Here is a 22,841-nt window from a genome sequence, read left to right on the forward strand (position 1 = left end):
GCTTGCCCGCGAAGAGGACAGCACAAACACCCTCACTCCCCCGCAATAAAACTCACCCGAACCTTCAACCCCGCCTTCTCGCCATCGTGAAGGCTGATCTGTGCCAGATGCGCACGACAAATCTCCCCCACAATCGCCAAGCCCAACCCTGAACCTGCGACCTGCTGGTTACGCCGATAAAAGCGTTCGAACACCCGATCGCGCTCTTCCAGGGGAATGCCCGGCCCATCGTCCTCGACCTCCAGCACCGCCGGCGCCGTCACCCGCAGAATCACATTGCCGCCCGGCGGTGTGTGGGCCAGGGCGTTATCCACCAAATTGCTCAGCAATTCATTCAACAACGTCGGTTCGCCCCGCAGCCATACCGGCTCGTCGGCTTCCAGCGCCAGTGCCACGCCGCGAGCGTGGGCCAATGGCGCCATGGCCATGCCCAGTTCCCGAGCCAACTGGCTCAAGTCCAGCAACTGTGCGCCGCCCTCGGCAATCGCCCGCGCGCCATTTTCGACCCGCGCCAGGGACAGCAACTGGTTAGCCAGATGGGTCAGGCGATCCGTGCCCTGGGCGGCAGTCTCCAACGTACTGCGCCAGGTTTCCGGTTCGCTGGCGCGCAAGCCCAGTTCAAGACGCGCCTTGAGCGCCGCCAACGGCGTGCGTAATTCATGGGCGGCATCGGCGATAAATTGCGCCTGACGCTCGAACTGCCCGCGCAGACGCTCGGTAAAGTGATTGAGCGCCCGCACCAATGGCCACAGTTCATGCTGCACTTCTACCAACGGCAAGGGACGCAGGTCGTCGGACTGGCGCTCTTCCACCGCCGTGCGCAAACGTTCCAGCGGACGCAGCGCCGCACTCACCGCAAACCACACCAGCAACAACGCGCCAATCGCCAACATCCCCAGGCGCAGCAGCGTATCCGCCGCCAGACTGCGCGCCATGCTGACCCGCGCCTCGTCGGTTTCTGCGACACGGATTTCCGCCATGCCGTTCATGTTCGGCTCGCTCACCGGCTTGAGCAGGCTCACCACGCGTACGTTCTGCCCGCGATAGACCGCGTTGTAGAAACGCGCCAGCGCCGGATAGTCATCGGTGCGCGGCGTACCCGGCGGCGGTGGCGGCAGGTTTTCGTAGCCGGAGATCAGGTTCTGGTGGATGTCGTTGACCAGATAAAAGATTCGCCCGGCGCTGTCGTAGGCAAAGGTATCAAGCGCCACATAAGGCACGTCGGCGCTGAGGGTGCCATCGCGCTGGGAAACCCCGGCGGCGATGGTCCGCGCCGAGGCCAGCAAGGTCCGGTCATACGCCGTGTCGGCGGCTTCACGACCGTTCCAGTACGCACTTAAACCACTGGCCAACATCAACACCACCAGCAACAACGCCAGGTTCCACAACAACCGCCAGCGCAGGCTGCTCGGCTTATGCATCGCGGCTTTCCAGCAAATAGCCGAGGCCACGGAAGGTCACGATCGCCACCGGTTGCCCGTCGAGTTTCTTGCGCAAACGGTGGACGTAGATTTCGATGGCGTCGGGGCTGGCTTCTTCGTCGAGGCCGAACACTTGGGACGCCAGTTGCTCCTTGCTCATCACCCGACCGGGACGCGCGATCAGCGCTTCGAGCACCGCCTGCTCGCGTGAGGTCAGGGTGAGCAATTCTTCGCCGAGGGTGAAGCGTCGGGTGTCGAGGTCATAGGCCAGCACGCCGCAGCGCTGCTGCCGTTCGCCGCCGAGCACGCTGCGGCGCAGCAAGGCTTTGACCCGGGCTTCAAGTTCGGTCAGTTCGAAAGGCTTGGCCAGGTAATCATCAGCGCCCAGGTTCAGGCCGTGGACCCGGTCCTTGACGTCGCTGCGGGCGGTCAGCATCAACACCGGCAGGTTCTTGCCCCGGGCCCGCAGACGCGCCAGCACTTCGAAACCATCCATCCGTGGCAGGCCGACATCGAGGATCGCCATGGCGTATTCCTCGCTGCTCAAGGCCAGGTCGGCTGCCACGCCGTCGTGCAAAACATCCACGGTCAGACCCGTGCTCTTGAGCGCCTGGGCGACACTGTCGGCGAGCTGCAGGTGGTCTTCGACGAGCAGGACACGCATGGCTTTTTACCTCATTCAGGGATGGTCGACGCCATTCTTTGCCGCGGAGTTTACAGCCGCATCCGCCGCTGTGAAGCCCGAAAACCGTGAAAGTCAGCTGAAAGGTTAGCGAAAGGTTGGCCGGTTAGAGTCCAGCCACGGACAGTTTTAACTGCCGTCGCTAATGCCTCTAGCGAATACGAAAAACGCCTCGAAGCGTTTTCGCCAATAAGAACAATAACGGAGTACTTCACGATGCTGTCCATGCAGCCTCAGGCTCGCCCGCCTGTTCGTTTTTCCCGCCTCAGCCAGACCGCCCTTGCCAGTGCCGCCGCCTTCGCCGGCTTTTCGCCGTTGAGCCAGGCTGCTTTCTTCGAAGACAGTACGGCAACCCTCGAAACCCGCAACATGTATTTCAACCGCGACTTTCGCGACGGCACCAGCGCCCAGCAATCCAAGCGTGACGAATGGGCCCAGGGCTTTCTGCTCAATCTGCAATCGGGTTACACCGACGGCACCGTGGGGTTCGGTGTCGATGCGCTGGGCATGCTGGGGGTCAAGCTCGATTCGAGCCCCGACCGCACCGGCACCGGCCTGTTGCCGACTCATGATGACGGTCGCGCCGCCGACGAGTACTCCAAACTGGGCCTGACCGGCAAAGTGAAAATCTCCGCTACCGAACTGAAAATCGGCAGCCTGATTCCGGAACTGCCGATCCTCAAGCCCAACGACGGACGCATCCTGCCGCAGACCTTTGAAGGCGGATTGCTGACCTCCAAAGAGATCAAGAATCTGACGTTCACCGGTGGCCGCCTGGAGAAAGCCAAGGACCGCGACAGCACCGATTTCGAGGACATTGCCCTCAACAACAAGAACAGCCGCTTTGCCGGCACGGCCGCCGGCAAGCACTTCGACTTTGGCGGCGTGGACTACAAGTTCACCGACAAAATCACCGGCAGCTACCACTTCGCGCAACTCGACGAAGTCTATAACCAGCACTTCCTCGGCGTCGTTGCCTCGCAGCCATTCGGCCCGGGCACGTTCGGCACCGACCTGCGACTGGCCATCAGTGACGACCAGGGCGCGGCCCGGGGCGGCAAGATCGACAACAAATCCCTCAACGGCCTGGTGAGTTATGCCTTGAGCGGGCATAAATTCAGCGCCGGTTACCAGCACATGTCCGGCGACAGTGCGTTCCCGTATGTCGATGGCGCCGACCCATACCTGGTCAACTTCGTGCAGATCAACGACTTTGCCGGCGCCGAAGAACATTCCTGGCAAGCGCGCTACGACTATGACTTCGCCAAACTCGGCATCCCCGGCCTGAGTTTCATGAGCCGTTACCTGAGCGGTGACAACATCAAGCTCAAGAACGGTGACGAAGGCAAGGAGTGGGAGCGCAACACCGAGATCAAATATGTTGTACAAAGCGGCGCGCTCAAGGACGTCGCCGTACGCCTGCGTAACGCCACTTATCGTTCCAACTACTCCGCTCGCGATGCCGATGAAGTGCGTCTGCTGGTGAGCTATAGCGTTGCACTTTGGTAATTGATTGATACGCCGAAGGCTTTAAAGATCGCAGCCTTCGGCAACTCCTACACATATCCATACAATAAGAAATCCGTGGAGAACCCAATGAAATTGTCACTGCGTAAGTTTGCTCTCACCGCCAGCGCCCTGCTGTTCGCCGGCCAATTGATGGCCGAGCCCAAGCGCCCGGAATGCATCGCCCCGGCCTCCCCCGGCGGCGGTTTCGACCTGACCTGCAAACTGGCGCAAAGCGCGCTGGTGAACGAAAAACTGCTGACCAAACCGATGCGCGTCACCTACATGCCCGGCGGTGTCGGCGCGGTGGCCTACAACGCGGTGGTCGCCCAGCGCCCGGCCGATGCCGGCACGCTGGTGGCGTGGTCCAGCGGCTCGTTGCTGAACCTGGCCCAGGGCAAGTTCGGCCGTTTCGATGAAACCAACGTGCGTTGGCTGGCGGCGGTCGGCACCAGCTACGGCGCCATCGCGGTGAAAAACGATTCGCCCTACAAGACCCTCGACGATCTCGTTCAGGCGCTGAAGAAAGATCCAAGCAAAGTGGTAATCGGTTCCGGAGGGACCGTCGGCAGCCAGGACTGGATGCAGACCGCGCTGATCGCCAAGGCCGCCGGGATCAACCCGCGTGATCTGCGTTACGTCGCCCTCGAAGGCGGCGGTGAAATCGCTACCGCCCTGCTCGGCGGCCACATCCAGGTCGGCAGCACCGACATCTCCGACTCCATGCCGCATATCCAGAGCGGTGACATGCGCCTATTGGCGGTGTTCTCCGACAAACGCCTGGACGAGCCGGAAATGAAGGACATCCCGACGGCCAAGGAGCAAGGCTACGACATCGTCTGGCCAGTGGTTCGCGGTTTCTACCTCGGGCCGAAGGTCAGCGACGAAGACTACGCCTGGTGGAAAGACGCCTTCGACAAACTGCTGGCTTCCGAGGATTTCGCCAAGCTGCGCGATCAACGTGAACTGTTCCCGTTCGCCATGACCGGCCAGGAACTGGACACCTACGTGAAGAAGCAAGTCGCGGACTACAAAGTGCTGGCCAAAGAGTTCGGCCTGATCCAGTGATCGTCTCTGTCTAGCGGCTGCGGCCCCCACTCCTGCGGGCCGCGGCACAGGAGTTTCCCATGCTCTTACAACGCATTTTTGCTTCGGTGCTGCTGGCGCTCTGCGTCGGTCTGGCGCTGATGGCATGGCCGTATCAAGCGGCTTTTTCCTATGAACCCGTAGGACCTCGGGCCTTTCCGCTGTTGATGCTAGGCCTGATGGGCCTCGGTTTGCTGTACATGCTGTTTCGCCCGACGCCCATCGTGCACAGCGAAGACGACCCGAAACTCGACCGCGAAACCCTGAACAAGATCGGCATCTGCATCGTTTTGCTGCTGATCTTCGCCGGGCTGTTCGAACCGCTGGGCTTCATTCTCAGCAGCATCCTGATCGGCATCCCGATGGCGCGCCTGTACGGCGGGCGCTGGCTGCCCAGCATTGTCGTCACCACGCTGATGAGCGTCGGCCTCTACCTGCTGTTCGACAAGTTGATGGACGTGCCACTGCCCCTGGGCCTGCTCGACGTTCTGGAGAACTGATATGGATACTTTTGGCTATTTGGGCCAGGGTTTCGGCGTCGCGCTGAGCCCGTACAACCTGGTGACCGCGCTCTGCGGCACCTTGATCGGCACCGTGGTCGGGCTGTTGCCAGGCCTGGGCCCGATCAACGGCGTGGCGCTGCTGATCCCGATTGCGTTCGCCCTGGGCTTGCCGCCGGAATCGGCGCTGATCTTGTTGGCGGCGGTGTACCTGGGTTGCGAATACGGCGGCCGGATCAGCTCGATCCTGCTGAACATTCCCGGCGAAGCTTCCACTGTGATGACCACCCTCGACGGTTACCCGATGGCCCGCAAAGGCCTGGCCGGTGTGGCATTGTCGCTGTCGGCGTGGAGTTCGTTCATCGGCGCGTTTATCGCTACCTGCGGCATGGTGCTGTTCGCCCCGCTGCTGGCGAAATGGGCGATTGCCTTCGGCCCGGCGGAATACTTCGTGTTGATGGTGTTTGCGATTGTCTGCCTTGGCGGCATGGCCGGTGATCGTCCGCTGAAGACCTTTATTGCGGCGCTGATCGGCCTGTTTCTGTCCAGCGTCGGCATTGATGCCAACAGCGGCGTGTACCGTTTCACCGGGGACAACATCCATTTGACCGACGGCATTCAGTTCGTCGTGTTGGTGCTGGGCCTGTTTTCCATCAGCGAAATTCTCCTGCTGCTGGAAAAAACCCATCGCGGCCAGGAAGCGGTGAAAGCCACCGGGCGGATGATGTTCAACTTCAAGGAAGCGTCGTCGGTGTTCGTGGTGAACATCCGTTGCGGCCTGCTCGGTTTCATCATGGGCGTGTTGCCGGGTGCCGGCGCGACGCTGGCCAGCGCCGTGGCTTACATGACCGAGAAGCGCATCGCCGGGGCCAAGGGCACGTTCGGCCAGGGCGACATGCGCGGCCTCGCCGCACCGGAAACCGCCATCGGCGCTTCGGCCTGTGGCGCACTGGTACCGATGCTGACCCTCGGCGTTCCGGGTTCGGGCACCACGGCGGTGATGATCGGCGCGCTGTCGCTGTACAACATCACCCCCGGCCCGCTGTTGTTCCAACAGCAACCGGATATCGTCTGGGGCCTGATCGCTTCGTTATTCGTCGCCAACATCATGTTGGTGATCCTCAACATCCCGATGATCCGCATCTTCACCCGCATCCTCGCCGTGCCGAACTGGGCGCTGGTGCCGGTGATTGCGATCATTACCGGGATCGGCGTCTACGCGGTGCACGCGACCACCTTCGACCTGTTCCTGATGGTTGGCATCGGTATCTTCGGTTACATCCTGCGCAAACTGGATTTCCCATTGTCGCCGGTGTTGCTGGGCTTCATCCTTGGCGGCTTGATGGAGCAGAACCTGCGTCGCGCCCTGTCGATTTCCAACGGTGCGTTGGAAATCCTCTGGTCGAGCCCGATCACCTTTGGTGTCTGGGTGCTGACGGCAATCATGCTGCTGATGCCGATCCTGCGGATCTGGCGTAAACGTTCGGTTGCTCGTCGCGCTATCGCCGATGTCTGATCGAACACCTTTCAAAGCGTGGTGGGGAACGCCGCTGGTCGGCCTGCTGGGCGGATACCTCGCCAGCCAGGTCGGCTGGCCGTTGCCGTGGATGGTCGGCTCGTTGCTGGCGATCATCCTGGTGCGCTGCCTCACGCCGTGGCAATTGGCGGAAATCCCTGGCGGGCGCAAGTGCGGCCAGTGGATCGTCGGCATCGGTATCGGCCTGCACTTCACCCCGGTGGTGATGGAGCAGGTGTTGAGCCACTTCGGTTTGATCTTCTTCGGCGCATTGGTCACCAGCCTGTCCAGTGTGGTCGGGGTCTGGTTGATGCGGCGTACCGGGGAGGATCGCGCGACGGCATTCTTTTCCAGCATGCCGGGTGGTTCAGGGGAGATGGTCAACCTTGGCGCGCGCAATGGCGCGGTACTCAGCCGCGTCGCGGCGGGGCAGAGTTTGCGGGTGTTGGTGGTGGTGCTGTGTGTGCCGGCGGCGTTCAAGTATTTGCTGGGGGACGGTACGCCGATCGGTCATGCCACCGTTGTCGATTGGCGCTGGCTGGCAATTCTGTTTCCGGCGGGCGCCTTGCTCGCCTGGGGCTGGCAGCGGTTGCGTCAACCCAATCCATGGCTGTTCGGGCCGTTGCTGGTCAGTGCTGCGGTGAGTATTGGCTGGGATCTGCACATCGGTTTGCCCAACGGTGGCAGCCAGATCGGGCAGTGGCTGATCGGCAGCGGATTGGGGTGTCACTTCAATCGGCAGTTTTTCCGGCGGGCGCCGTCCTTTATGGGGCGGACGCTGATCGGCACGGTGCTGACCATGTTGATCGCCACGGCGGCGGCCTTGGGGTTGAGCGCGTTAACCCATCTGGATTTGCGTTCACTGACGCTGGGCATGATGCCCGGCGGAATTGCCGAGATGAGCTTGACGGCGGAGACCCTGCAATTGTCGGTGCCGCTGGTAACGGCGATGCAGGTGATGCGCTTGTTGTTCGTGTTGTTTTTGGCGGAACCGTTGTTCAAGTATTGGAATCGAGTGCCGGATTCCCCCCTACCCTGATCGTTCCCACGCTCTGCGTGGGAATGCAGCCCGGGACGCTCCGCGTCCCAAAGCGGACGCGGAGCGTCCATTGAGGCATTCCCACGCAGAGCGTGGGAACGATCATTACGCGAGTGGCGGCAACCGCCACTCAATCGGCGTCTCGCCATTCTGTTCCAGAAACTTGTTGGTCCGGCTGAAGTGCCCACACCCGAGAAAGCCACGATAAGCGGACAACGGCGACGGATGCACCGAGGTCAGCACCAGGTGCTTGGTGGCGTCGATCAGCTTCTGCTTGCTCTGCGCATGGGCGCCCCACAGCATGAACACCAGGTGCGGCTGATGTGCGCTGACCACTTCAATGATCCGATCGGTGAAATACTGCCAGCCCTTGTCCTTGTGCGCATTGGCATTGGCGCGCTCGACGGTCATGGTGGTGTTGATCATCAGCACGCCCTGGTCGGCCCAGCTTTGCAGGCAGCCGTGGCTCGGGATGTCGATGTTCAGGTCACGCTTCAACTCTTTATAGATGTTCACCAGCGACGGCGGCGCCGGCACGCCCGGTTGCACCGAGAAGCACAGGCCGTGGGCCTGACCCGGGCCGTGATACGGGTCCTGGCCGAGGATGACGACTTTGACCTTGTCCAGCGGCGTCGAGTTGAGCGCGTTGAAGATCATCGGGCCTGGCGGATAGATCTCCTTGCCCGCCGCGCGCTCCTGTTGCAGGAATGAGCGCAACTCTGTCATGTAGGGCTGGTCGAACTCAGCACGCAGTGCCTCCTTCCAGCTCGGTTCGAGTTTGATACGGTCGTCAGCAGTCATGGTCATACCCGGCAAAAACAATGGGGCGAACCCTAGGAAAGCTGGGCAGGCTTGTCAATTGATCTGACGCAGATCCGGCACTTTCCTGCAATGCGATCATACTGAACGCTCAAATTCCCGATCGAGGTCACGATGAATCTGCACTTCGAAGAACTCACCGGCACCGATGGCGCGCGCATCGGCATCGCCAGCCTGGATGCCGAAAAGTCACTGAACGCCCTCTCCTTGCCGATGATCAATGCCCTGCGCGATCAACTGGACGCCTGGGCCAAGGATCCGCAAATCGTCTGCGTATTGCTGCGCGGTAACGGCGCCAAGGCCTTCTGCGCCGGCGGCGAAGTGCGCAGCCTGGTCGAAGCTTGTCGCAACCATCCCGGCGAAGTGCCGCCCCTGGCCGCGCAATTCTTCGCCGCGGAATATCGCCTGGACTTCAAGCTGCACACTTATCCCAAACCGCTGATCTGCTGGGGCCACGGCTACGTACTCGGTGGCGGCATGGGTTTGCTGCAAGGCGCAAGTATCCGCATTGTCACGCCGAGCAGTCGATTGGCGATGCCGGAAATAAGCATCGGCTTGTACCCCGATGTCGGCGCCAGTTGGTTCCTGTCGCGGATGCCCGGCAAGCTCGGGTTGTTTCTCGGCTTGACCGGCGCGCACATGAATGCCCGTGATGCGATTGATCTGGATCTAGCGGACCGCTTCCTGCTCGACGAACAACAGGAAGAACTGGTCGAGGGCTTGTTGCAATTGAACTGGCAGGAACAAACCTCGATGCAGCTCAACAGCCTGCTCAAGGCGTTGCAGCAGGAAGCTGTCGCACAGATGCCCGAGGCACAATGGCTGCCGCGCCGTCAGCAGATCGACGAACTGCTGGATGTCAGCGATGTGCGCTGCGCCTGGAAGGCCATCAGCCATCTGCGCGATTCCACCGATCCGCTGCTCAGCCGTGCCGCGAAAACCATGACTGAGGGCTCTCCCGTGACCGCTCATCTGGTCTGGGAGCAAATCATCCGGGCCCGGCATCTGTCGCTGGCAGAAGTCTTTCAGATGGAATACACCCTGAGCCTCAACTGCTGCCGTCACCCGGAATTCAGCGAAGGGGTACGGGCGCGGTTGATCGACAAGGACCAGAAGCCGCACTGGCACTGGCCGGACATCAATAATGTGCCGGATGCGGTGGTGGAAGCGCATTTTCATAAGGTCTGGGAAGGTCGGCATCCGCTGGCGGATTTGTCGGATTACTGAAATCCGGGCACAAAAAAAGCGGCGCTTGATGCGCCGCTTTTTTGTAGCTGGCTGTTGTGAAAAATCAGCGGTGGTTGCCCCGACCACCGCGACCGTCATGATCGCCACGCCCGCCTCGGTGGTCGCCTCGACTATGACCACCGCGGTCATTGTTCCAGTTGCCCCGATTGCGGCCATCCCAACCGCCTCGGTCATGGCCTTGCCAGCCACGGTTATGGGACTGGTAGTAGCGCGGCTGCGCCTGGTAATAACGCGGCGCCGAGTAATAACGGGGAGCCGGCTGATAGTAGCGCGGTGCTGGTTGGTAATAGCGTGGCGCCGAGTAGTAGCTGCCACCGCCCGAGTAATAAGCCGGTGCGGGGGACGAGTAGACCTCAGAACTGTAGTAGCTGCCTCCATCTCCGTAGGAATAGGGAACACATGCACCAAGGGAAAAACTCAACACGACCAGCAGAAGAATTCGGCGATACATGGCGGCCTCCTGGACCGCGAGTAGCCACACCAGCGACGCTGGCAGGCGACAGTCAATTGTTGGCGACTGTCGAAAGATCAGACATCGATTTCAGAATCTGGTGCGTTCATGAAACACATTGAAACAAGTCCCCGATGAAAGGTTTTTCATCTTCGCCATAAAAAACGGCGCTTCCTTCAAAGGAAGCGCCGTAGTGATTAATGGCGTCCGTAACGGCCGCCACCGTGGTAATAACCCGGCCCGCGACCGCCGTAATACCCGTGGTTGCCGTAATAGTAGTAGCGATAGCGCCCGTAATACCGGGGGTAGGAATAGCCGTAGTAATAAGGCGAGTAGTAATAACCGGGGTAGTAATACGGCGTTGCGTAAATGTCAGCGGTGCCAGCGTAGTAATAGCAACCGGACAGCCCCAAGCCCAACACCGCGCCCAGCAGTAGTCGACGAAGCAGTTTTTGATAAACCATGGCGGCCTCCTGAAAGACCCGCGACAGCAGTCGGCACAGGCCCGACCCGTACCTGTTTTGACTGTAAAACCGGCAACCCGTGCGCGCAGGCTGAAACCTTCGGATAAGCGGCCCATTGCGGTGCGCCAATGCACCATGACAAGGCAATCACGCGCCCTCCTCCGTCAGTCAATCGGCCTCACCCCACGGCCCAGAGGCTTCGCACCGACTTGGCACGGCTCTCGCTTTAGTAAAAGCGTGCAGGAGTCATCACAGGTTCGCGGCACCACAATTTGCAATGGCTGACTAGGGTTCCGGCTCGCTTAGGCGAGTGGCTGGTCCGAGAGTTGGCGACCTCCAGTTGAGGTTACACGGCGGGACAAAAGCCCGGGAGACAAGCCACCGTTCGCGGTGCCGCGTTGACTCCTGCCCGCCCTTGATCAACTGGAGAACCATCCCATGACCCGACTTCATTTACCCGCCCTGCTCGCCGCCGCTTTCGCCGCCCTCGTCAGCGTCTCGTCCCAAGCCGCGCAGAAAGACCATTTCAGCGTCTGCTGGACCATCTACGCCGGCTGGATGCCTTGGGAATATGCCGGCAGCCAGGGCATCGTCGACAAATGGGCGAAGAAGTACGGCATCAAGATCGATGTGGTGCAGCTCAACGATTACGTGGAATCGATCAATCAATACACCGCCGGCCAGTTCGACGGCTGCACCATGACCAACATGGACGCGCTGACCATTCCGGCGGCCGGTGGCGTCGACAGCACCGCGCTGATCGTCAGCGATTTCTCCAACGGTAACGACGGCATTGTGCTCAAGGGTGAAGGCAAGAAAGTCACCGATCTCAAGGGCATGGACGTCAATCTGGTAGAGCTGTCGGTCTCGCACTATTTGCTGGCTCGGGCCCTGGATTCGGTCGATCTCACCGAGAAAGATCTGAAAGTGGTCAACACCTCCGACGCCGATATCTCGGCCGCTTTCAACACCGATCAGGTCAACGCCGTCACCACCTGGAACCCGATGCTCTCGGACATCAAGGCCAAACCCGGTGTGACCGAGGTCTTCAACTCCAGCCAGATCCCCGGCGAAATCATGGACATGATGGTGGTCAACAGCGCCACCCTCAAAGACAACCCGGCGCTCGGCAAAGCACTGACCGGCGCCTGGTTCGAAGTGGTCGAGCTGATGAACGCGAAAAACGCCGCAAGCAAAGCCGCCCTCGAACACATGGCCAAAGCCTCGGGCACTGACCTGGCCGGTTTCCAGTCGCAACTCGACACCACCAAGCTATTTGCCACTCCGCAGGAAGCGCTGGCGTTTTCCACCAGCAAGCAATTGCCGGAAACCATGCGCAAGGTCGCCGAGTTCTCGTTCCAGCACGGCTTGCTCGGTGAAGGCGCCAAGGACACCAGCGCCGTCGGCATGGCCTTCGCCAATGGCGTGACCAGCGGCGACAAAGGCAACCTCAAGCTGCGCTTCGACCCGAGCTACGTGCAGATGGCTGCCGACGCCAAGTTGTAAGACTGGAGGACCTGGCCATGCGCCTGATCAATCGCCACCCGGATCGCCCGAGTCGCCTGTTGTTGGTGATCCTGCCGTTCGCCCTGGTGCTGTTCGCCTACTTCATGGGCTCGGCCGAGCGGCTGACGGACAACCCCAACGACAAGCTGCTGCCCAGCGCCGTGCAAATGACCGATGCGGTGAAACGCCTGGCCTTTACCGCCGACAGCCGCACCGGCGAATACGTACTTTGGCAAGACAGCGTATCCAGCCTGCGACGGCTGGCCATCGGCCTCGGCATCAGTGCGTTGGCCGGTTTGTGCCTGGGCATGGCGGCCGGCACGTTGCCGTTGTTCGGCGCGCCGTTGTCGCCGCTGCTGACGGTGCTGTCGATGGTACCGCCACTGGCGATCCTGCCGATTCTGTTCATCGTATTCGGCCTGGGGGAATTGTCGAAAGTGATGCTGATCGTGATCGGCATCACCCCGGCGCTGGCCCGTGATCTGGAACAACGCGCCCGGGAAATACCCGTCGAGTTGCTGATCAAGGCCCAGACGTTGGGCGCTTCAACCTGGACCTTGATGCTGCGTGTGGTGCTGCCGCAATTGCTGCCGCGCCTGCTGATCTCGCTGCGGCTGATGCTCGGTTCGGCGTGGTTGTTTTTGATCGCCGCTGAAGCCATCGCCTCCACGGACGGCCTCGGCTATCGGATTTTCCTGGTGCGCCGCTACCTGGCGATGGACGTGATCTTGCCCTACGTGGTCTGGATCACCCTGCTCGCATGGCTGATGGATTGGGGCCTGAAACGCCTGACCCAACGGGCCTTCCCTTGGTATGAAGGAGCCCGCGCATGAGCTTCATCACCGTGAAAAACGTCTGGCAGCAGTACGCCGATCAAGTCGTACTGGAAGGGCTGAACCTGAGCGTCAACGAAGGTGAGTTCTGCACCTTGGTCGGCGCTTCCGGTTGCGGCAAATCGACCTTCCTGCGCCTGCTGCTGGGTCAGGAAAAAGCCAGTCGCGGCGAGATCCAGCTCGACGGCCAGGCATTGGCCGGCGAACCGGATTCAAGCCGTGGCGTGGTGTTCCAGCGCTACTCGGTGTTCCCGCATCTGACGGTGCTGGACAACGTCGCCCTCGGCCTCGAACTGCCGCGCTCGCCGCTGCTCGGGCGTCTGTTCGGCAGCGCGAAAAAGGATGCCCGCGAGCAGGCCTCGGTGTTGCTGCACAAAGTCGGCCTCGGTCACTCGCGGGACAAGTACCCGGCGCAGCTCTCCGGTGGCATGCAACAACGGTTGGCCATCGCCCAGGCGTTGATCATGAAACCCCGCGTATTGCTGCTCGACGAACCGTTCGGCGCCCTCGATCCGGGCATCCGCAAAGACATGCACGTTCTGCTGCTGGAGCTGTGGCGCGAGACGCAACTGACGGTGTTCATGGTCACCCATGACCTGTCGGAAGGGTTCAGCCTCGGCACCCGTTTGCTGGTGTTCGACAAGGTTCGCATCGACCCGCACGCCCCCGGCGCCTATGGCGCGCGCATTACCTACGACATCCCTTTGAACAGCGACCGCCGCGCCCAACGCGCCGCCGTCGATGCCTTGCCGATTGAATGGGCAGGCACGCTTCGCACCGCTTAAGAGGATTTGCACATGACTGATTCGACCCAACTGTTCCCGCCCTTCGCCGAAGAAATGCTCCCCGGCGGCGGCCATCGTTCCTTCGTATTGAAACGCGGGCAACTGCTGCGCCTGACCGACCTGCGCGGCGGTGCCAACGTCAGCCTGACGCTGCTCAACGCCAACGAAAAAACCGAACGCCTGAACCTGCCCGACAGCCTCAAATGCCAACACACCGCCAAGCTCACCGCCGGCCATTGTTTGTACTCGGACATGGGCCGGGTGCTGGCGGCGATCACTGCCGACACCTGCGGCTGGAGCGACAGCCTCGGCGGCGTGCTGTGCGCTGAAGAAGTCGCGGAAAAATACGGCGCCGGGCGCTATCAGGAACTGCGCAACGGCTTCTTCCGCAATGGCACCGACAACCTGTTGGTGGAACTGGGCAAGTGGGGGCTGGGCCTGTCGGATTTGCTGATGACGCTCAATTTATTCAGCCGGGTGAATGTCGATGAGGCCGGGCATTTCCACTTCGTCGAAGGCAACTCCAAGGCCGGCGACTACATCGAGTTGTACGCGCCGATGGACACGTTAGTGGTACTCACCGCCCTGCAACATCCGATGGATCCGTCGCCGGACTACGCACCAAAACCCTTGAAGCTGAGCTGGATGAACGCCGACGCCAGCGTCGCCGAACACTGCCGCACTTCGCGCCCGGAAAACGAGCGCGGCTTTATCAACACCGACCGTTTGTTCGCCTGAGGATCGCTGCCATGTCACTCGCTATCGCCACCACTCAAAAGCAGCCAGAAACCGCGATCTATCGCGCCACCATCCCCGCCGGCGAACCCTGGCTGATGGAGGTCAAGGCCGGCCAGACCCTGCGCATCCTCGACCTCGAAGGCAACCAGGCGGTCGATACCTTGTTCTACAGCGTCGCCAACCCGAAGGAACGCTACGACGTGCAACGCACCTTGCGCCGGCAGAACAGCGTCTACCTGAGCACCGGCAGCGTGCTCTATTCCAACCTCGGCCAACCGATGCTGACCATCGTCGCCGACACCTGCGGGCGCCACGACACCCTCGGCGGCGCCTGCGCCCAGGAGAGCAACACCGTGCGTTATGCGCTGGAGAAACGCTACATGCACAGCTGCCGCGACAACTACCTGCGGGCCTGCGTCCACGACGGGCGACTGGGCAAGGGCGACATCGGACCGAACATCAATTTCTTCATGAACGTGCCGGTCACGGCGGATGGCGGACTGACGTTCGAAGACGGGATTTCGGCGCCGGGCAAGTACGTGGATTTGCGGGCGGAGATGGACGTGATCGTGTTGATCTCCAACTGCCCGCAGTTGAACAACCCATGCAATGCCTATAACCCGACACCTGCGGAGTTATTGGTATGGAACTGACATTGAAGCGGTTGCGTAAATGGCTGTTTGCCCTGTGCCAGGCCCGCTCAGGCCAGTGCCTGGCCAGGCAACGAGGTCCCTTGTAGCAGCTGGCGAAGCCTGCGTTCGAGGGCGAAGCCCTCGCAAATCCGGTTACCTCATTCTGTCAGCACGATCGAGCTGTCTGAATGGGCGACCGCTTCGCGGCCGAACGCAGCCTGGTGGCAGCTGCTACAAAAATGTGCATCAACTTCAGCAGCCCGGGACGGCCCGGGTGTCTTTCGAAAAACTGCGGGACGGCCCGCATCCCAGGTCGAGGCTGATGCGCTATCGCCTCCGGGGGTTTTGCCATGTTCGAAAAAGTCCTGATTGCCAACCGTGGCGCCATCGCCTGCCGCATCCTGCGCACCTTGGGTGAGTTGCAGGTCAAAGGCGTTGCCGTGTACTCCGAAGCCGATGCCGCCAGTTTGCATATCCTGCAAGCCGATGAGGCCCATAGCCTCGGTGAAGGCGCGGCGGCCGGCACCTATCTGGCGGTGGACAAGATCCTCGCCATCGCCCAGGCCACTGGCGCCACGGCGATCCATCCCGGCTACGGTTTTCTCTCGGAAAACGCTGCGTTCGCTGAAGCCTGCGAAGCGGTCGGCATTGCCTTTATCGGCCCGACGCCGGAACAGCTGCGAGTGTTCGGCCTCAAGCACACCGCCCGCGCGTTGGCCAAGCAACACGGCGTGCCGATGCTCGAAGGCACCGAGTTGCTCGACAGCCTCGATGCAGCGTTGATCGCCGGGGAACAGGTCGGCTACCCGGTGATGCTCAAAAGCACCGCCGGCGGTGGCGGCATCGGCATGCGTGTATGCCGTAGCGCTGCCGAGTTGAACGAATCCTTTGAAGCAGTCAAACGCCTCGGTCAGAACAACTTCAGCGACGCTGGAGTATTCATCGAGAAGTACATCCAGCGCGCCCGACACCTGGAAGTGCAGGTGTTTGGCGATGGTCGTGGTGAAGTGATCGCTCTCGGCGTGCGCGACTGCTCGGTGCAGCGGCGCAACCAGAAAGTCCTCGAAGAAACCCCGCCGCCGAACCTGCCCGAGGGCATGGCTGACGAGCTGTGCGCTGCGGCGATCAAACTGGCGAAAGCGGTGAATTACCGCAGCGCCGGGACGGTGGAATTTGTCTTCGACAGTGAAGACCAGCGCTTCTACTTTCTGGAAGTGAATACGCGGTTGCAGGTCGAGCACGGTGTCACCGAACAGGTGTGGGGCGTGGACCTGGTGCGCTGGATGGTCGAACTGGCGGCCGGGGATTTGCCTCCACTGAGCGAGTTGAGCCGGGGCTTGAGTCCAGAAGGCCATGCGATTCAGGCGCGGTTGTATGCCGAGGATCCGGGACGGGATTTCCAACCGAGCCCTGGGCTGCTGACGGCCGTGAACTTCCCCGTCGCTGACGGCAAACACCTGCGTATCGACACGTGGGTCGAGGCCGGATGCGAGATCCCGCCGTACTTCGATCCGATGCTCGCCAAGGTCATCAGTTGGGCGCCGACTCGCGAACAAGCGCTTAAGGACCTGCATCAGGCCTTGGGCGACAGCCTGCTGTACGGCGTCGAAACCAACCGCGATTACCTGCGGCAGATTTTGCTCGATACACCTTTCGCCAGCGGTCAGCCGTGGACGCGGTGTCTGGAAGGCCTGGTGTATCAGGCCAACACCTTTGAAGTGTTGAGCGCCGGGACGCAAACCAGTGTTCAGGACTATCCCGGTCGTCTCGGTTACTGGGCGGTGGGTGTGCCGCCGTCGGGGCCGATGGACAGTCGGGCGTTGCGTCTGGGCAACCGATTGCTGGGCAATGACGAGGGTTTTGCGGCACTGGAAATCACCATGAGCGGGCCGTTGCTGCGCTTCAATTGCGATGCGGTGGTGGCGGTGACCGGGGCGGTAATTGCGCTGACGTTGAATGGTGAAGCGGTGCCGATGAACACCGCATTTTTGATTCCGGCAGGTGCCACATTGAGCCTCGGCACTATCGCCGGGGCGGGCGCCCGCAGCTACCTGTGCCTGCGCGGTGGCCTGCAAGTGCCGGATTATCTGGGCAGCAAAAGCACGTTCACTCTTGGTCAGTTCGGTGGTCATGGTGGGCGGGCGCTGCGGGCCGGGGATGTGTTGCATGTGCCGGCCCTGATGGATCGGAGCGTCGGTGCGCAATTGTCAGAAATCGCCGAGCTGCCTGCTGTGCGCCAGATTCGGGTGATCTACGGCCCTCACGGCGCACCGGAATACTTCACCGAAAACTACATCGACACCTTCTTCGCGACCCAATGGGAAGTACATTTCAACTCCAGCCGCACCGGTGTGCGGCTGATCGGGCCGAAGCCGAAATGGGTGCGGGCCGATGGTGGTGAGGCGGGGCTGCATCCGTCGAATATTCACGACAACCCGTATGCCATTGGCGCGGTGGATTTCACCGGGGATATGCCGGTTATTCTGGGGCCGGACGGCCCGAGCCTCGGCGGATTTGTGTGCCCGGTGACGGTGATCGAGGCGGATCTTTGGCAATTGGGGCAGCTCAAGGCCGGGGATAAGGTGCAGTTTTTGCCGGTGGACCTGCAAACTGCTCGAGCACTGGCCACACAAAACCATTGTGGCGCGTTACCAACGGAAATGGTGTCGCCAGTCGTATTGGATCTTGGTCAGGACGACACAAGACTGGTGGCCAGATTATCGGGCGACACGCATCTGCTTCTGGAGATCGGCGCACCCGAGCTGGACCTGGTCCTGCGCTTCCGCGCCCACGCCCTCATGCAGGCGCTGGAAAGCAAACACCTGCACGGCGTGATCGATCTGACGCCGGGCATTCGCTCCCTGCAAGTGCACTATCAACCCGAGCAGTTACCACTCGCCGATCTGCTCGGCATCGTCGCCGGCGAATGGGACGCCGTGTGCGCCGCCAGGGACTTGCAAGTGCCGTCACGCATCGTCCATCTGCCGCTGTCCTGGGACGACCCGGCGTGCCAATTGGCCATCGAGAAATACATGACCACCGTGCGCAAAGACGCACCGTGGTGCCCGAGCAATCTGGAGTTCATCAGACGCATCAACGACCTGCCGAACCTCGACGAAGTGCAGCGCACGGTGTTCGATGCGAGCTATCTGGTGATGGGCCTCGGCGACGTCTACCTCGGCGCCCCCGTGGCCACCCCGCTCGACCCGCGCCATCGGCTGGTGACCACCAAGTACAACCCGGCGCGTACCTGGACTGCCGAGAATTCGGTGGGCATCGGCGGCGCGTACATGTGCGTGTACGGCATGGAAGGCCCCGGCGGCTATCAGTTTGTCGGGCGGACGTTGCAGATGTGGAATCGCTATCGCGAAGTGGCGGCGTTCGACGGCAAACCGTGGCTGCTAAGGTTCTTTGATCAGATTCGTTTTTACCCGGTGAGCGCCGATGAGCTGCTGCGGATTCGCCGGGATTTCCCCCTCGGGCGCTTCGAGCTGAACATCGAGCACAGCCAGTTGAACCTGGCGGATTACCAGGGGTTTCTGGCGCAAGAAGCCGAGAGCATCGCCGCGTTTCGCGATCAGCAAAAAGGCGCGTTCAACGCCGAACGCGAACGCTGGATCGCCAGTGGCCAGGCGCATTTCGACAGTGAAGAATTGATCCCGCAAGCGACCGAAGACGCGCCGCTGGCCGCCGGTCAGCAGAGCGTCGACAGCCACATCGCCGGCAACCTTTGGCAGGTTCAGGTGGAGGTCGGCAGCCGTGTGGCCGCCGGGGATACGCTGGTGATTCTGGAGTCGATGAAGATGGAAATCCCGCTGCTGGCGCCGATGGCCGGAGTGGTGCGCCAGATACTCGTGCAACCGGGCTCGGCGGTGCGTGCCGGGCAGCGGGTCGTGGTGCTGGACCTCGACTGAACTCATTTTGAAAAGGATCGAATCATGAATTTCAATCTGCAACTCGATGCCCTGCGCAGCGCTTATCGCGACGGTCAGACCACGCCTCGGCAACTGCTGCTCGGCCTGCGGGACAAAGCGGCGGCGCTGAATCCGGATTATCACCTGTTCATCCATTTGCTCAGTGTCGAAGAACTGGAGCCGTACCTCGCCGCCCTCGACGAGAGCGATCTCGACAGCCTGCCGCTGTACGGTGTGCCGTTCGCAATCAAGGACAACATCGACCTGGCAGGCATTCCGACCACGGCGGCGTGCCCGGCCTTTGCCTATGTGCCGGAACACTCGGCAACCATCGTCGAGCAGTTGCTGGCGCTGGGGGCGATTCCGTTGGGCAAGACCAATCTCGACCAGTTCGCCACCGGGCTCAATGGCAGTCGCTCGCCTTATGGCGCGTGCCCGAACAGCGTGTTGCCGGAGTATCCGTCGGGTGGTTCCAGCGCGGGATCTTCGTTGGCGGTGGCGTTGGGGGTGGCGAGTTTTGCCCTGGGGACGGACACGGCAGGTTCCGGTCGGGTGCCAGCGGCGCTGAATAATCTGGTGGGATTGAAAGCTACCAAAGGATTGATTTCTACGGGCGGCGTGGTGCCGGCGTGTCGTACGCTCGATTGCGTCACGACCTTCACCGCCACGGCTCGCGAGGCCAGTCAGTTGCTGGCGCTGACGGCGCGCCTCGATCCACGGGATGCCTACAGTCGCAGCAATCCGTCGTGGAATGACGGCTCGGCGTTCGGTGCGCCGCGCCCGTTTCGCTTTGGCGTTCCCCGTGCGCAAGACCTGGCGTTTTTTGGATGCCCTGAAGGCCCGTTGCTGTTTGGCGATGCCATCGACCAGCTCAAAACCATGGGCGGTGAAGCAGTGGAGCTGGACCTATCGCCTTTCCTCGAAGCGGCACAGCTACTTTATGAAGGACCGTGGGTCGCCGAGCGCTACAGCGTGGCCGGCGAGTTGATGGAACAAAATCCTGAAGCGGTGTTGCCGGTGATCCGCGCGGTACTGGCCAAGGCCCCGGCGGTGACGGGCGTGCAGACCTTCCGCGCGCAGTATCGACTGCAAACCTTGAAGGCCCTGTGCGACCAGGCGCTGGAAGGTCTCGATTGCGTGCTCACACCGACCATCGGCCGTCCCGTGACCTTGGCAGAGTTGGCAGCGGAACCGGTGCTGCGCAATTCCGAATTGGGCTATTACACCAACTTCATGAACCTGCTCGACTACGCCGCCGTCGCCGTGCCCAGCGGTTTTATGGGCAACGGTTTGCCATGGGGCGTGACGCTGTTTGGCCGGGCGTTTACTGATCAGTATCTGTTGAGCGTGGCGGATGCTTTTCAACGTCAACAAGGTTCGCCTGCGCCAGCGACGGTTGCCCGCAATGATCGCGCACGATTGGTGGTGTGTGGCGCACATCTGGAGGGGCTGGCATTGAACTGGCAATTGAAGCAGCGCGGGGCTCGGTTGGTGGAGACGACGCTCAGTTCGCCGGATTATCAACTGTATGCGTTGGCCGGTGGTCCGCCGTTTCGTCCGGGGATGGTGCGGGTGAAGGACGGGGGCGTGGCGATTGCGGTGGAAGTTTGGGAATTGCCGAGCAGTGAGTTGGGGTCGTTTCTGACCGGGATTCCGGCGCCGTTGGGGTTGGGCAAGGTACAGCTGGCGGATGGGCGCTGGGAGAGTGGGTTTATTTGTGAGGGCTATGGGCTGGAGGGGGCGGTTAATATCAGCCATCTAGGCGGCTGGCGTGCTTACCTCGCTAAATGATCGTTCCCACGCTCCGCGTGGGAATGCCGCCCGGGACGCTCCGCGTCCCTTCGCAAGCGTGACGCAGAGCGCCACTGGATGCATTCCCACGCGGAGCGTGGGAACGATCACCCCGCGTAAATGCAGCGGTTATTTCCGCCCGAGGCCACTAGAATGCATGCCATCGGGTCACTGCCAACGGAACCACCATGCCGCTTCGCTCGCCGCTGTATTCCCAACGTTCGTTGGTGCTCACGCTGATCGCGTTGCTCGGTGCCGGGTTCCTCGCCACCTCCTTTCTCAGTTACTACGCCTCGCGAGCGTCGATCCGCGACAACATCGTCAACACCGAGCTGCCGCTGACGTCCGACACGGTTTATTCGGAAATCCAGAAAGACCTGGTCCGACCGATCCTGATTTCCTCGATGATGTCCCGCGACACCTTCATGCGCGATTGGGTGGTCAACGGCGAGCACGATCCCGACCAGATGACCCGCTACCTCAACGAGGTCATGACCCACTACGGCGCCTACACCGCGTTCTTCGTCTCCAACAGCAGCCTGACCTACTACCACGCCAAAGGCGTGCTCAAGCAGATCAAGGTCGACGAACCGCGGGACGCCTGGTACTTCCGCGTTCGCGACATGAAAGAGCCCTACGAAATCAACGTCGACCCGGACCTGGCCAACAAGGACAACCTGACGTTCTTCATCAATTACAAAGTCTACGACTACAACAAACGCTTCATCGGCGCGGCGGGCGTCGGCCTGACGGTGGATGCGGTGATCAAGCTGATCGACAAGTATCAACAGCGTTATCAACGCAGCGTGTACTTCGTCGACACCTTCGGCCGACTGGTGCTCACTGGCGCCGAGGGCGGCCCCGACGGCGCGCGGGTCGGTCAAAGCCTCGGCGAACTCGACAGCATGAAAGGCCTGGTCAGCCAGTTGCCCAAACCCCACAGCGGCAGCTACGAATATTCCGTCCACGGTCAGGGCCATTTCCTCAACGTGCGGTTCATTCCCGAGCTGAACTGGTACCTGTTCGTCGACAAGCGCGAAGACGGCGCCCTCAGTGAAATCCGTGAGTCGCTGTACCTCAACCTACTGATCTGTCTGCTGGTCACGTTGATTGTGCTGGCCCTGCTCAACCGCGTGATCAAGCGCTATCAGAGTAAGATCCAGGCCCAGGCCACCCTCGACAGCCTGACCGAACTGCCCAACCGCCGCGGCTTCGACCTGCTGGCGGCACAAGCGATGCACGAAGCCCAGCGCGAACCGAAACCGCTGACCGCATTGTTGCTGGACCTGGACCACTTCAAGGTCTTGAACGACACCTACGGCCACCTCGCCGGCGATCAGGTGCTGATCGGCTTCGCCCGGGATTTGGAAAGTTGTCTGCGCCATTCCGACATCGTCTGCCGTTGGGGCGGTGAGGAATTTATCGTGCTGCTCAAGGACACCGACGGTGAGACCGGTCAGAAAATCGCCGAGAAAATTCGCCAGCATGTGGAAAAACAGCGTTATGCCTACAACGGCAAGGACCTGCAACTGACCGTCAGCATTGGCCTGACCACCCTGCAACCAGATGAAACCTTGCATACATTGCTGTCCCGGGCCGATCATGCGATGTACCGGGCTAAACAAGCCGGTCGCAACCGCACCTGCGTGGAAATGCCTCACTCCGTTTATGAATAAGCCCCAACTATGTCCAGCCTGCGGCGCCCCCAACGACTGCAGCCTGGCCGACCCGCGAACCGCCGACCGCGCCTGCTGGTGCTACGGCGTCAGCATCGACCCGGCGGTCCTCGAAGCACTGCCGGCCGAACTGCGCGACCTCTCCTGCCTGTGCCCGCGTTGCGCGCAAGTCGAGGCGCAGCTGCAAGCAGCCGCTCGGCCGATCACGTAAGATGCGCGGCCCTTTTCCGTCCG

The 22,841-nt window shown here is 61.4% G+C and carries 20 protein-coding genes and 1 riboswitch; of the genes, 15 read left to right on the forward strand and 5 right to left on the reverse strand.

What is annotated here, in order from left to right; translation table 11 throughout:
* Window positions 1-32: 32 nt before the first annotated feature.
* Both HKK53_RS13285 and HKK53_RS13290 read right to left on the reverse strand, forming a co-directional pair.
* Window positions 33-1,421, reverse strand: a complete 1,389-nt coding sequence (locus tag HKK53_RS13285) for a sensor histidine kinase (protein ID WP_169371191.1) — start codon at window positions 1,419-1,421, stop codon at window positions 33-35.
* A complete protein-coding gene (locus tag HKK53_RS13290; protein ID WP_133837442.1) occupies window positions 1,414-2,085 on the reverse strand; it encodes a response regulator in 672 nt (223 codons plus the stop codon). The genes HKK53_RS13285 and HKK53_RS13290 overlap by 8 nt, the downstream gene beginning before the upstream one ends.
* A gap of 234 nt (window positions 2,086-2,319) precedes the next feature.
* On the opposite strand from HKK53_RS13290, the gene HKK53_RS13295 reads away from it, so the two are divergent.
* The 5 genes from HKK53_RS13295 to HKK53_RS13315 all read left to right on the forward strand — a co-directional run bounded on the left by HKK53_RS13295 (window position 2,320) and on the right by HKK53_RS13315 (window position 7,750).
* A complete protein-coding gene (locus tag HKK53_RS13295; RefSeq protein ID WP_169371192.1) occupies window positions 2,320-3,612 on the forward strand; it encodes an OprD family porin in 1,293 nt (430 codons plus the stop codon).
* Between the two features lie 87 nt (window positions 3,613-3,699).
* On the forward strand, window positions 3,700-4,677 hold the full coding sequence (locus HKK53_RS13300) for a Bug family tripartite tricarboxylate transporter substrate binding protein (protein ID WP_169371193.1): 978 nt from the start codon (window positions 3,700-3,702) through the stop codon (window positions 4,675-4,677).
* A 59-nt stretch (window positions 4,678-4,736) separates the two neighbouring features.
* Window positions 4,737-5,195, forward strand: a complete 459-nt coding sequence (locus HKK53_RS13305; RefSeq protein ID WP_169371194.1) for a tripartite tricarboxylate transporter TctB family protein — start codon at window positions 4,737-4,739, stop codon at window positions 5,193-5,195.
* A gap of 1 nt (window position 5,196) precedes the next feature.
* Window positions 5,197-6,711, forward strand: coding sequence for a tripartite tricarboxylate transporter permease (locus HKK53_RS13310; protein ID WP_169371195.1), 1,515 nt, complete (start codon window positions 5,197-5,199; stop codon window positions 6,709-6,711).
* Window positions 6,704-7,750: an AbrB family transcriptional regulator gene (locus HKK53_RS13315; RefSeq protein WP_169371196.1), complete on the forward strand. Its 1,047-nt coding sequence runs from the start codon at window positions 6,704-6,706 to the stop codon at window positions 7,748-7,750. Before HKK53_RS13310 ends, HKK53_RS13315 begins: the two co-directional genes overlap by 8 nt.
* Before the next feature lie 105 nt (window positions 7,751-7,855).
* On the opposite strand, the gene ung is transcribed toward HKK53_RS13315, so the two are convergent.
* Complete coding sequence (gene ung / locus HKK53_RS13320; protein ID WP_169371197.1) at window positions 7,856-8,551, reverse strand: uracil-DNA glycosylase; 696 nt, start codon at window positions 8,549-8,551, stop codon at window positions 7,856-7,858.
* 132 nt (window positions 8,552-8,683) lie between these two features.
* On the opposite strand from ung, the gene HKK53_RS13325 reads away from it, so the two are divergent.
* Window positions 8,684-9,796 carry an enoyl-CoA hydratase/isomerase family protein gene (locus HKK53_RS13325; RefSeq protein WP_169371198.1) on the forward strand — a complete coding sequence of 371 codons (1,113 nt, stop codon included), beginning with the start codon at window positions 8,684-8,686 and terminating at the stop codon, window positions 9,794-9,796.
* A gap of 64 nt (window positions 9,797-9,860) precedes the next feature.
* On the opposite strand, the gene HKK53_RS13330 is transcribed toward HKK53_RS13325, so the two are convergent.
* Together HKK53_RS13330 and HKK53_RS13335 are read right to left on the reverse strand one after the other, a co-directional pair.
* Window positions 9,861-10,268: a hypothetical protein gene (locus HKK53_RS13330; RefSeq protein ID WP_169371199.1), complete on the reverse strand. Its 408-nt coding sequence runs from the start codon at window positions 10,266-10,268 to the stop codon at window positions 9,861-9,863.
* Window positions 10,269-10,465: 197 nt separating this feature from the next.
* Entirely contained in the window at window positions 10,466-10,732 is a 267-nt protein-coding gene (locus HKK53_RS13335; protein ID WP_169371200.1) for a hypothetical protein, read from the reverse strand.
* Window positions 10,733-11,006: 274 nt separating this feature from the next.
* A riboswitch (guanidine-I (ykkC/yxkD leader) is annotated at window positions 11,007-11,107 on the forward strand.
* Window positions 11,108-11,170: 63 nt separating this feature from the next.
* Between HKK53_RS13335 and HKK53_RS13340 the strand changes: the two genes are divergently transcribed.
* The 9 genes from HKK53_RS13340 to HKK53_RS13380 all read left to right on the forward strand — a co-directional run bounded on the left by HKK53_RS13340 (window position 11,171) and on the right by HKK53_RS13380 (window position 22,818).
* Entirely contained in the window at window positions 11,171-12,238 is a 1,068-nt protein-coding gene (locus tag HKK53_RS13340; protein WP_169371201.1) for a putative urea ABC transporter substrate-binding protein, read from the forward strand.
* A 17-nt stretch (window positions 12,239-12,255) separates the two neighbouring features.
* The gene (locus HKK53_RS13345) at window positions 12,256-13,071 is read left to right on the forward strand and encodes an ABC transporter permease (RefSeq protein ID WP_169371202.1); all 816 of its coding nucleotides are present in this window, start codon (window positions 12,256-12,258) and stop codon (window positions 13,069-13,071) included.
* On the forward strand, window positions 13,068-13,856 hold the full coding sequence (locus HKK53_RS13350; RefSeq protein ID WP_169371203.1) for an ABC transporter ATP-binding protein: 789 nt from the start codon (window positions 13,068-13,070) through the stop codon (window positions 13,854-13,856). The genes HKK53_RS13345 and HKK53_RS13350 overlap by 4 nt, the downstream gene beginning before the upstream one ends.
* A 12-nt stretch (window positions 13,857-13,868) precedes the next feature.
* Window positions 13,869-14,594 carry an urea amidolyase associated protein UAAP1 gene (locus tag HKK53_RS13355; RefSeq protein WP_169371204.1) on the forward strand — a complete coding sequence of 242 codons (726 nt, stop codon included), beginning with the start codon at window positions 13,869-13,871 and terminating at the stop codon, window positions 14,592-14,594.
* Between the two features lie 11 nt (window positions 14,595-14,605).
* Entirely contained in the window at window positions 14,606-15,247 is a 642-nt protein-coding gene (locus HKK53_RS13360; protein WP_169371205.1) for an urea amidolyase associated protein UAAP2, read from the forward strand.
* Between the two features lie 329 nt (window positions 15,248-15,576).
* Window positions 15,577-19,140 carry an urea carboxylase gene (gene uca, locus HKK53_RS13365; RefSeq protein ID WP_169371206.1) on the forward strand — a complete coding sequence of 1,188 codons (3,564 nt, stop codon included), beginning with the start codon at window positions 15,577-15,579 and terminating at the stop codon, window positions 19,138-19,140.
* Between the two features lie 24 nt (window positions 19,141-19,164).
* Complete coding sequence (atzF, locus tag HKK53_RS13370) at window positions 19,165-20,931, forward strand: allophanate hydrolase (RefSeq protein WP_169371207.1); 1,767 nt, start codon at window positions 19,165-19,167, stop codon at window positions 20,929-20,931.
* Between the two features lie 188 nt (window positions 20,932-21,119).
* Window positions 21,120-22,607: a sensor domain-containing diguanylate cyclase gene (locus tag HKK53_RS13375; protein ID WP_169371208.1), complete on the forward strand. Its 1,488-nt coding sequence runs from the start codon at window positions 21,120-21,122 to the stop codon at window positions 22,605-22,607.
* A complete protein-coding gene (locus HKK53_RS13380) occupies window positions 22,600-22,818 on the forward strand; it encodes a cysteine-rich CWC family protein (protein ID WP_169371209.1) in 219 nt (72 codons plus the stop codon). The genes HKK53_RS13375 and HKK53_RS13380 overlap by 8 nt, the downstream gene beginning before the upstream one ends.
* The last annotated feature ends 23 nt before the right edge of the window (window positions 22,819-22,841 follow it).

Origin of the sequence: Pseudomonas sp. ADAK7, assembly GCF_012935675.1 — a bacterium.
Taxonomy (GTDB): domain Bacteria; phylum Pseudomonadota; class Gammaproteobacteria; order Pseudomonadales; family Pseudomonadaceae; genus Aquipseudomonas.

Coding starts and splice junctions, on each gene's coding strand:
- HKK53_RS13355 (WP_169371204.1), top strand. CDS start 13,869: ATGACTGATTCGACCCAACTGTTCCCGCCCTTCGCCGAAGAAATGCTC.
- atzF (WP_169371207.1), top strand. CDS start 19,165: ATGAATTTCAATCTGCAACTCGATGCCCTGCGCAGCGCTTATCGCGAC.
- HKK53_RS13285 (WP_169371191.1), bottom strand. CDS start 1,421: ATGCATAAGCCGAGCAGCCTGCGCTGGCGGTTGTTGTGGAACCTGGCG.
- HKK53_RS13295 (WP_169371192.1), top strand. CDS start 2,320: ATGCTGTCCATGCAGCCTCAGGCTCGCCCGCCTGTTCGTTTTTCCCGC.
- HKK53_RS13305 (WP_169371194.1), top strand. CDS start 4,737: ATGCTCTTACAACGCATTTTTGCTTCGGTGCTGCTGGCGCTCTGCGTC.
- HKK53_RS13345 (WP_169371202.1), top strand. CDS start 12,256: ATGCGCCTGATCAATCGCCACCCGGATCGCCCGAGTCGCCTGTTGTTG.
- HKK53_RS13375 (WP_169371208.1), top strand. CDS start 21,120: ATGCCGCTTCGCTCGCCGCTGTATTCCCAACGTTCGTTGGTGCTCACG.
- HKK53_RS13360 (WP_169371205.1), top strand. CDS start 14,606: ATGTCACTCGCTATCGCCACCACTCAAAAGCAGCCAGAAACCGCGATC.
- HKK53_RS13330 (WP_169371199.1), bottom strand. CDS start 10,268: ATGTATCGCCGAATTCTTCTGCTGGTCGTGTTGAGTTTTTCCCTTGGT.
- uca (WP_169371206.1), top strand. CDS start 15,577: ATGTTCGAAAAAGTCCTGATTGCCAACCGTGGCGCCATCGCCTGCCGC.
- HKK53_RS13340 (WP_169371201.1), top strand. CDS start 11,171: ATGACCCGACTTCATTTACCCGCCCTGCTCGCCGCCGCTTTCGCCGCC.
- HKK53_RS13335 (WP_169371200.1), bottom strand. CDS start 10,732: ATGGTTTATCAAAAACTGCTTCGTCGACTACTGCTGGGCGCGGTGTTG.
- HKK53_RS13310 (WP_169371195.1), top strand. CDS start 5,197: ATGGATACTTTTGGCTATTTGGGCCAGGGTTTCGGCGTCGCGCTGAGC.
- HKK53_RS13290 (WP_133837442.1), bottom strand. CDS start 2,085: ATGCGTGTCCTGCTCGTCGAAGACCACCTGCAGCTCGCCGACAGTGTC.
- HKK53_RS13325 (WP_169371198.1), top strand. CDS start 8,684: ATGAATCTGCACTTCGAAGAACTCACCGGCACCGATGGCGCGCGCATC.
- ung (WP_169371197.1), bottom strand. CDS start 8,551: ATGACTGCTGACGACCGTATCAAACTCGAACCGAGCTGGAAGGAGGCA.
- HKK53_RS13300 (WP_169371193.1), top strand. CDS start 3,700: ATGAAATTGTCACTGCGTAAGTTTGCTCTCACCGCCAGCGCCCTGCTG.
- HKK53_RS13315 (WP_169371196.1), top strand. CDS start 6,704: ATGTCTGATCGAACACCTTTCAAAGCGTGGTGGGGAACGCCGCTGGTC.
- HKK53_RS13350 (WP_169371203.1), top strand. CDS start 13,068: ATGAGCTTCATCACCGTGAAAAACGTCTGGCAGCAGTACGCCGATCAA.
- HKK53_RS13380 (WP_169371209.1), top strand. CDS start 22,600: ATGAATAAGCCCCAACTATGTCCAGCCTGCGGCGCCCCCAACGACTGC.